The sequence below is a fragment of the Pseudoalteromonas sp. P1-7a genome (assembly GCF_001401855.1).
Classification (GTDB): domain Bacteria; phylum Pseudomonadota; class Gammaproteobacteria; order Enterobacterales; family Alteromonadaceae; genus Pseudoalteromonas.
The window spans coordinates 97,894-106,032 of sequence record NZ_LKDU01000013.1 but is presented as its reverse complement, the minus strand read 5'-3'; the positions used below and the strand labels follow the sequence as shown (position 1 = coordinate 106,032).

Annotated in this window: 8 protein-coding genes and 1 tRNA gene; all 9 read left to right on the top strand. The window is 39.0% G+C overall.

Going from position 1 to position 8,139, the window contains the following annotated elements:
• Positions 1–140: 140 nt before the first annotated feature.
• Positions 141–231 (top strand) — tRNA-Ser (locus tag AN389_RS10440).
• Positions 232–413: 182 nt separating this feature from the next.
• Entirely contained in the window at positions 414–1,259 is an 846-nt protein-coding gene (locus AN389_RS10435) for a LytTR family DNA-binding domain-containing protein (RefSeq protein WP_055019762.1), read from the top strand.
• Between the two features lie 118 nt (positions 1,260–1,377).
• Positions 1,378–2,205 carry a CPBP family intramembrane glutamic endopeptidase gene (locus tag AN389_RS10430; protein WP_055016016.1) on the top strand — a complete coding sequence of 276 codons (828 nt, stop codon included), beginning with the start codon at positions 1,378–1,380 and terminating at the stop codon, positions 2,203–2,205.
• Positions 2,206–2,518: 313 nt separating this feature from the next.
• The gene (locus AN389_RS10425) at positions 2,519–2,899 is read left to right on the top strand and encodes a hypothetical protein (RefSeq protein WP_055016015.1); all 381 of its coding nucleotides are present in this window, start codon (positions 2,519–2,521) and stop codon (positions 2,897–2,899) included.
• Between the two features lie 128 nt (positions 2,900–3,027).
• Complete coding sequence (locus tag AN389_RS10420) at positions 3,028–3,486, top strand: GAF domain-containing protein (protein ID WP_055016014.1); 459 nt, start codon at positions 3,028–3,030, stop codon at positions 3,484–3,486.
• On the top strand, positions 3,486–3,764 hold the full coding sequence (locus AN389_RS10415) for a hypothetical protein (protein ID WP_055016013.1): 279 nt from the start codon (positions 3,486–3,488) through the stop codon (positions 3,762–3,764). The genes AN389_RS10420 and AN389_RS10415 overlap by 1 nt, the downstream gene beginning before the upstream one ends.
• 15 nt (positions 3,765–3,779) lie before the next feature.
• Complete coding sequence (proQ, locus tag AN389_RS10410; protein ID WP_055016012.1) at positions 3,780–4,418, top strand: RNA chaperone ProQ; 639 nt, start codon at positions 3,780–3,782, stop codon at positions 4,416–4,418.
• 26 nt (positions 4,419–4,444) lie between these two features.
• On the top strand, positions 4,445–6,469 hold the full coding sequence (prc, locus tag AN389_RS10405; RefSeq protein WP_055016011.1) for a carboxy terminal-processing peptidase: 2,025 nt from the start codon (positions 4,445–4,447) through the stop codon (positions 6,467–6,469).
• A 183-nt stretch (positions 6,470–6,652) separates the two neighbouring features.
• On the top strand, positions 6,653–8,113 hold the full coding sequence (gene nhaC, locus AN389_RS10400) for a Na+/H+ antiporter NhaC (protein WP_171037636.1): 1,461 nt from the start codon (positions 6,653–6,655) through the stop codon (positions 8,111–8,113).
• Positions 8,114–8,139 lie beyond the last annotated feature (26 nt).

Here is an 8,139-nt window from a genome sequence, read left to right as displayed (position 1 = left end):
GAGATGGCAGAGTGGTCGAATGCACCGGTCTTGAAAACCGGCATAGGTTTGTAGCCTATCTAGGGTTCAAATCCCTATCTCTCCACCACCTAATTACAATAACTATGAGTACACTCTTACTTGTAGTTTATAGCACTTTCGGAGAGATGGCAGAGTGGTCGAATGCACCGGTCTTGAAAACCGGCATGGGTTTGTAGCCCATCTAGGGTTCAAATCCCTATCTCTCCACCATTATATTAAAGCCCGCTTAAAGCGGGCTTTTTTGTATCTACGCTTTATTATCAGCTCACCTTTAGGTTTTCTCGCTTATTTCCCCGTTTCGGTTTGCTATTAGCGATTATTAATAGATCATTAATAGATTATTAACATATTAATATGCTACTTTTAGATTTTAAATTGGTAATTAAAATAGTATGTTGTGGCTCAAGGGTGATTTACATTCAAGAAAACTTATTGTTTATCGTGCAATGATGTTCTCGTTGGTAACGTTGTTTGTTTTATTCGTATTCCAACCTTTTGGTACAATTAACGATACATCGTCATATAAAATACTCAGGCTTTCAGGTTATGGTTTAGTCACTTTTGTTGCGTTACTATTATCGGGCTTTATCGAAATAGCGCTGTTACGTTATGATTTTTATAAGCTACTTCGTATTATGCTTATAAGCGGCTTTTATATTTTAATTTGTGCTTTATTTAACCACGCTTATTTTGTTGTGGCATTTTTAGGACAGTGGCATTGGCAAAATCAGATGCTGTTTATTGGCTATATATTTGCTATTGGCGTATTTCCGCTAATTTTTATGTATATGTTAAATCGCCATGTTAGTCAGCTTAATATTGATCAAACACCACAGCGGCAACAAATCAAGCAATGTGAAGCCCTTCCTTTAAAACTCGAGCAAATTACGTTAGTTGGCGATAATAAAAATGATGCAATCAGCATAGTTTTAGAGCGTGTTTTGTTTATAAAAGCGGCTGATAATTATTGCGAAATTAGTGTTTATGACGGACACGCAATACAGCAAACTCTACTGCGCATTTCTTTAACTCGCTTACTTAAACAGCTCTCTATTAATACTGCAATTATTAGGTGCCATCGCTCTTATGCAGTTAATGTTGCCTTTATTCACTCGTATAGTGGCAACGCTGGCGGCTTGCAATTAACGCTTAAAAACACACCCATGCCGGTTCCGGTATCGCGAAGCTACGTAGACAATATAAAAGCCGCTTTGTTACTCACCCCAAGTGCTTGTTAGTCAGCCCAAATACTTGTATTTGATACCTAAAAATGTTGTTAATCCCTAACAGTTCGTAGTTTTACGCTGGAGTAGGCATGCTTAAGTTGAACTAAAAATACAACTTAAGAAGGTTACTATGAACACTATTTTAAAATCACTGTTAGTGATAGCCACGTTTGTTTTTTGCCATTACATAATGAAAAGCTTTTGGGGTAGCGAATGGACGAAAATATTAACCCAGGCCGATGCGTCTACTGGGGTTTTATTTATCCCCGCTAAATACTTATTTTTATATGCTCCTTTATTAGTGATAACCACATTGCTATTTAAAAGAGATAACATGCTTGACGCAATTGGCCTTAACACCGAAGGCTTTAATAACTATACCTTTGCAGCTTTGCTCTGCTGTATACCTATGACACTTGGCTATGCATACTTGAGTAGTAATTTAAATTTATCTTTGTCTGGACTAATAACAGGCTCAATCTATGCTGGTTTTTTTGAAGAGCTAATATTTAGGGCGGCTTTATTTGGTGCTTTATACAGGTTTTGCCGCTGGGGGTTCATTCCCGCAGCGTTGACAAGCTCGGTAGTATTTGGAGTAGGGCACATGTACCAAGGTGGCGATGCCATTTCTGCACTAATGGCGGTAGCAGTAACCACTGTTGCAGGCACTTGGTTTGCGTGGCTTTATTGTGAGTGTGGTTATAAAATTTGGTTTCCTATGTGGATGCATATTTTTATGAATGCAGCTTATGGCATCTTTAGTATGTCGGGTGGTGCCGTGGGGGATTTGCACGGCAACGTTTATAAAGCCACTGCTATTGTATTAAGTATCGTGTACGTTGAAGCACTGATCCGCCGAGGGAAAAAACGTGAAGTCACTATGGCCTCATTATTTATTAATACATCAGCATCTACGCTTAATCCCCCGTTCAAACCGCAGATGACTGCCGAAGCCTAAATGCACAAATTAGCCATTCATTTAAGAACGCATTTATATTGCAACCTTAAGGCTATGTTTTTATTGAGGTTAGCGCCTGTAAGGTAGTGAGCTTTACGTTATGGGCGAATAAACAGCTAAAAGTAAGCGTGAGCTGCCAACAAAATAGGTGTCTGTTTTTAGTTAGCAAAACTATTCGTTAAAATGTCTAGTAACAGACGTTTAAAGAGTGCTTGTTTTCCCATCATAAATTACGACCATAGTCTCTGTTTCTAACCTTAAGAACTTGGTGCATGCTTAAGATAATGTTTGTAGTGTGTATTTAGGAACTTATATGAAACATCAACTAGCCAAAAGTGTCGCGCTTTCTTTATTATCCCCCGTTATAGTTGGTAGTACACTAGGTCTTTATTATGGACTTACTGTTAATGGTGATACCACTACCATTTTTCTGCAACTATTAATGAGCGCAATTGCGAACGCACATATTGTTGGTCTTACGATGGCTGCTTTTGTAGTGCCTGGTTATTTGCTTATGTTTAAGTATGCAAAAGTCAATTATTCAGGGGTACTAACCCTTGGGCTGCTGGGCGGCGCAATTTTTAGTTACTTACTAAGTGCGACATCAGGCGAGGTATTTTTAATTAATAGTATAATGGCTGCTTTTGCTGCGGGACTATTTTTATTTGGACTGCGTAAATCAGCAAAAAAATAATTGCAGAAATATTGACCAAGCGTGCTGAAAAACGGCGCTATTTCTGTTTTTTTACTTGTAAAAGGTTTCAATTTTTCACGACAAAGAGTACCTTTAGCTACTGTATGTTTAATAAGAAGTAGTTTGGTATGCAAAAGCACGATTTTTACCAGTCATTAGTTAAGCAAACTGAATCACTAATCGCTGGTGAATCTAATGTCATTGCTAATATGGCTAACGTAAGTGCGCTATTATTTACCTCTTTAGAAGATGTAAATTGGGCGGGCTTTTACTTTATGGATTCGCCGAGTGAATTAGTGCTTGGGCCTTTTCAAGGCAACCCTGCATGTATTCGTATTCCTGTTGGTAAAGGAGTGTGTGGTACGGCTGCAGCAACCCTAGAAACACAGTTAATTGAAGATGTGCATGCGTTTGAAGGTCATATAGCCTGTGACGCAGCGTCTAATTCTGAGATTGTTGTACCTATCATGAAAAATGATAAGATAGTTGCTGTTCTTGATATTGATAGCCCAACTATTGGTCGCTTTGATACTGATGACCAAGCTGGTTTAGAAGCATTAGTTAAATGCTTAGAGGCAAGCTTGTAATGAAAGATTTGCTAAATGTTCAAGACTACCTATTCGCAGTACAAGATGTAGGCGATTGGGAAGGGGATGAAGAACATGTAGCGGAAACGCTCAATGATTTGATTCACATAGCCTGGGATAAAATCCCAGATGATTTAGACTGTGAATCAATCGATGAAATAATAAATGGTATTTGGGAACACCTTCGAGGTGACTTGGCAGTACTAGAAGCTGACTTCGAAGAGTTAATTGACTGGGTAATACACTATGTTGATTCCTCCCTTGACGAAAAGATGTGAAAAATAGGTTCTAAAATGGAAACCACAAACAAGCTAAAAGATATTAATGAAGTGTTGGAATTTCTTTATCAAGAATTTCCACAATGTTTTAAACAAAAAGACGGTATTAAACCGCTTAAAGTCGGTATTTTTAAAGATATTGCCGAGCGTATCGAAGGGTCTGAAAAAGTAAGTAAGACACAAGTACGCCAAGCACTTAGAAAATACACGTCTAATTGGCGTTATTTAGAAGCTGTAACCAAGTCAGAGTTTCGTATTGACCTTGATGGTAATCAAGGTGAAAAAGTTGAGCAAGAGCACATTGACCACGCTCAAAAAGCACTAGAAGAAAGCCGTGCTAAAATGGCTAAACGCAAAAAACAACAGCGTCCACGCCAAGATTCAGACTCTAAATCTTTCAAGAAAAAGCCAGCCCACGCTAGCAAAAACAATGCTCCAGCTAACAAACCAGCTAAAGCAGCCCCTGCTAAACGTTCAGGAAAAGTTGAACCTTTACCTGCAAGTGAGGTCAAGGTTAATAACAAGGTTAAGGTAAAACTTGGCCAAGCACTTGTTAATGCAGTAATTACTGAAGTAAACAAAGACGAAGTTCATGTTGAATTAGTAACAGGCATGCAAGTTAAAACCAAAGCTGACAGCTTATACATTATTTAAGTTGTAAATAAATTAAGGAGTTGTGTATGAGTAAAAAGTTTACGCTCATTCCGTTAGTGGCTGCCCTGTTTTCGGGTTCTTTATTCGCTTCAGTTGAAGCGGCAAAACTTGAAGACTTGCCTGTACTTAAACAAGAAAGTCAACATGGCACTGCCAGCAAACGAGTGGCTAACTTATTTGCTCGTTCACACTATACACCGGTTCGATTTAACGATGCGCTTTCCAGTAAAGTGTATGATCGTTATATCGAATCCCTTGATTTCAACAAAAGCGTGTTTTTAGCAAGTGACATTGCAGCGTTTGAAAAATACCGCGACGATTTTGATAATGCGATTACCACGGGAAAACTTGGGTTTACGTTTGATATTTTTAACTTAAGCTTAAAACGCCGTTTTGAACGCTATGATTACTCTTTATCGTTACTAGATAAAGAAATGACGTTTGATAAAGACGATGAATACTTTTTCGATCGTGAAGATGCGGCATGGCCAGCATCGCAAGCAGAGCTTGATGAAATCTGGCGTGAACGTGTTAAATACGATGCCCTTCGTTTAAAAATGACAGGTAAAGATTGGGAAGGTATTAAGGACGTTCTTACCAAGCGTTACAAAAATGCACAAAAACGTTTAGTGCAAACAAATTCAGAAGATGCATTTCAAATTGTAATGAACTCGCTAGCGCGCAGTATCGAGGCACATACGTCGTACTTATCGCCGCGCCGCGCAGAACAATTTAAAATGGATATGGACTTAGAGCTTGAAGGCATTGGCGCCGTTTTAAGTCCGGATGAAGATTACACCGTTATTCGCAGCTTAGTACCGGGTGGTCCCGCCGATAAAACAGAGCAGCTAAAAGCTGACGACAAAATTATTGGTGTTGCTCAAGATCAAAAAGAGTTTGTTGATGTTATTGGTTGGCGTTTAGATGATGTCGTTGATCTAATCAAAGGCCCGAAAGGAACCAAGGTACGTTTACAGTATCTTAAAGGCTCTGATGCGCATGGCACGCCAAAAGTTGTTGAGATCACCCGTGATAAAATTCGCTTAGAAGACAGAGCGGCTAAATCTGAAGTATTTGAGGCCAGTTATTCAAATTTAACGTCAAAAATCGGTGTTATTGAGATCCCTGGTTTTTATAACAACCTTTCGAAAGACGTTAAAGTTGAATTAGCTAAACTCAAAGAAGAAAATGTAGACGGTATTATTATTGACTTGCGCCAAAATGGCGGTGGATCACTATATGAAGCTACGCAACTATCAGGCCTCTTTTTTGATCAAGGTCCGGTAGTACAAATTCATACGTTAAATAACCGTATTGAAGAGCAAAAAGATCGTGATGGCATTACCTATTACGATGGCCCACTAACTGTTTTAGTTGACCGCTACAGTGCTTCAGCCTCTGAAATTTTTGCCGCCGCAATGCAAGATTATGGCCGTGCAGTGATTATTGGCGAGCAAACCTTTGGTAAGGGAACGGTTCAACAACACAAAGGCTTAGGCCGTGCGTATGATTTATACGACAACGATTTAGGGAGTGTACAGTACACTATTGCTAAATTTTACCGTATAAATGGTGGCAGTACTCAGCACAAAGGAGTTATTCCTGATATTTCTTTCCCTTCGGCGATAGACCCAGCAGAATGGGGTGAGAGCAAGCAAGATAATGCATTACCTTGGGATAGCATAGTTCGAGCTAAGTACAAAAAGCAGGGTAATTTAACCCCTGTGATTAGTTATCTAGAGAAACAACACGAACTACGTATTAAAACAGAGCCCGAATTTGGTTATGTATTTGATGATATTGCTCGTTACAATGAAGAAAAAGACCGTAAAACTATTTCTTTAGTTGAAGCAGACCGTATTAAAGAAAAAGATGAAAATGAAGCACGTACTTTAGCGCGCACTAATGAGCGTTTAAAGCGTTTAGGTAAAGATCCGATTGAAAACCTAGATGATGTACCAGAGGTAATTGAAGAGTTAGACCCTTTCTTAGAAGAGGCAGCACTCATTACGCAAGACTATATTAACTTTGGCCGTATCGCTAAGAAATAAAATACGTGTATACCTCTTTTAAAAAGGCGCTTTTTGCGCCTTTTTTGTTACCTAAATTTTGCTAAATTGCTATAATCGCGAATCACTTAATTGAGTTACATTACTGTGGCTTAAAAAAAGCACTGATACGCTAAAAATAATAAATAAACACGCCCTTGTATGTGGTGTGCAGGAGTCACTATTTTGAAGCCTTTAGAAAAACCGATTAAACCCGCCTCGTTTTTTGATGCACTTATTCCTATCTCTGTTCTTATCTGCCTATTAGGCGCAGCGGTCTATTTATTTGGCGATAACTCGTCGTCAGGTCCCAACCAAATAGCGTTATTATTTGCCACTTTTGCGGCGGCACTAATAGGGCTTAAAAATGGCTATACGTGGAAAAAGCTTGAAGAAGCCATGATTGAAGGTATTACTTTATCATTGGGGGCAATTTTAATTTTATTGATGGTGGGTGCTTTAATTGGTACTTGGCTGTTGTCGGGCACCGTGCCAACTCTCATTTATTATGGCTTACAGGTTATTAACCCTAGTTGGTTTTATGCTGCCAGCTGTTTAATCTGTGGCATTGTTGCAATGAGTATTGGCAGCTCTTGGACTACAGCTGCCACCATAGGTGTTGCACTTTTAGGTGTTGCTACAGGCCTTGGATTAGACCAAACGGTGACGGCAGGGGCGGTTATTTCGGGAGCTTACTTTGGAGACAAACTTAGCCCACTTTCTGAAACGACTAATTTAGCGCCGGCTGTTGTAGGCGCTGATTTATTCGAACATATTCACCATATGCTATGGACGACTGTTCCTAGCTTTGTCATTGCACTGATCATTTTTATTTTTATGGGCTTTAATGCAACAGCTTCTAACGAAGCCGGCAGAATTGACGAAATTACGGTAATTTTAGAGCAAAGCTTTAATATTGGCTTTGAAATGTTAATTCCATTAATTGTGCTCCTAGTTTTAGCTATTAAAAAAATGCCGGCGTTTCCAGCTATTTCGATTGGCGCTGTAATTGGTGCTGTGTGGGCAATGCTGTTTCAGTCAGATTTAATCGCGACACAAATTGACCTGTCTCAAGGTGAGCTGGTTGGTTATTTTAAAATTATTTGGACGACTTTTTTCGATGGATTTAGTATCGATACGGGCGATGAAAAAATGGATTCATTGCTCAGTGGTGGTGGTATGGCAGGTATGTTAACCACAACTTGGTTGATCATGACGGCACTTATGTTTGGCGCCATAATGGAGAAAACCGGCTTACTGGATATTTTTGTTAAGAGTATTTTAAAAATAGCTAAAAGCACAGGTTCGCTTATTACATCAACCATCGCAACTTGTGTGGGTACAAACTTAATTGCAGCGGATCAATACATCGCTATTGTAGTCCCTGGTCGTATGTTTAAAGAAGAATATAAAAATCGAGGATTAAAACCGGTTAATTTATCGCGTACTTTAGAAGATGGCGGAACAATAACAAGCCCGTTAATTCCTTGGAATACGTGTGGTGCGTACATGCAAAGCGTTTTATTAATAAATCCATTTGACTATGCTTTGTATGCTTTCTTTAATTTAATTAACCCTTTCTTAGCTATTATTTATGCGTACGTAGGTATTAAAATTTTACGCATTGAACCTAAGCAACCTGCTTAAATCTTAATAGCCCCTTTTTTAAGGGG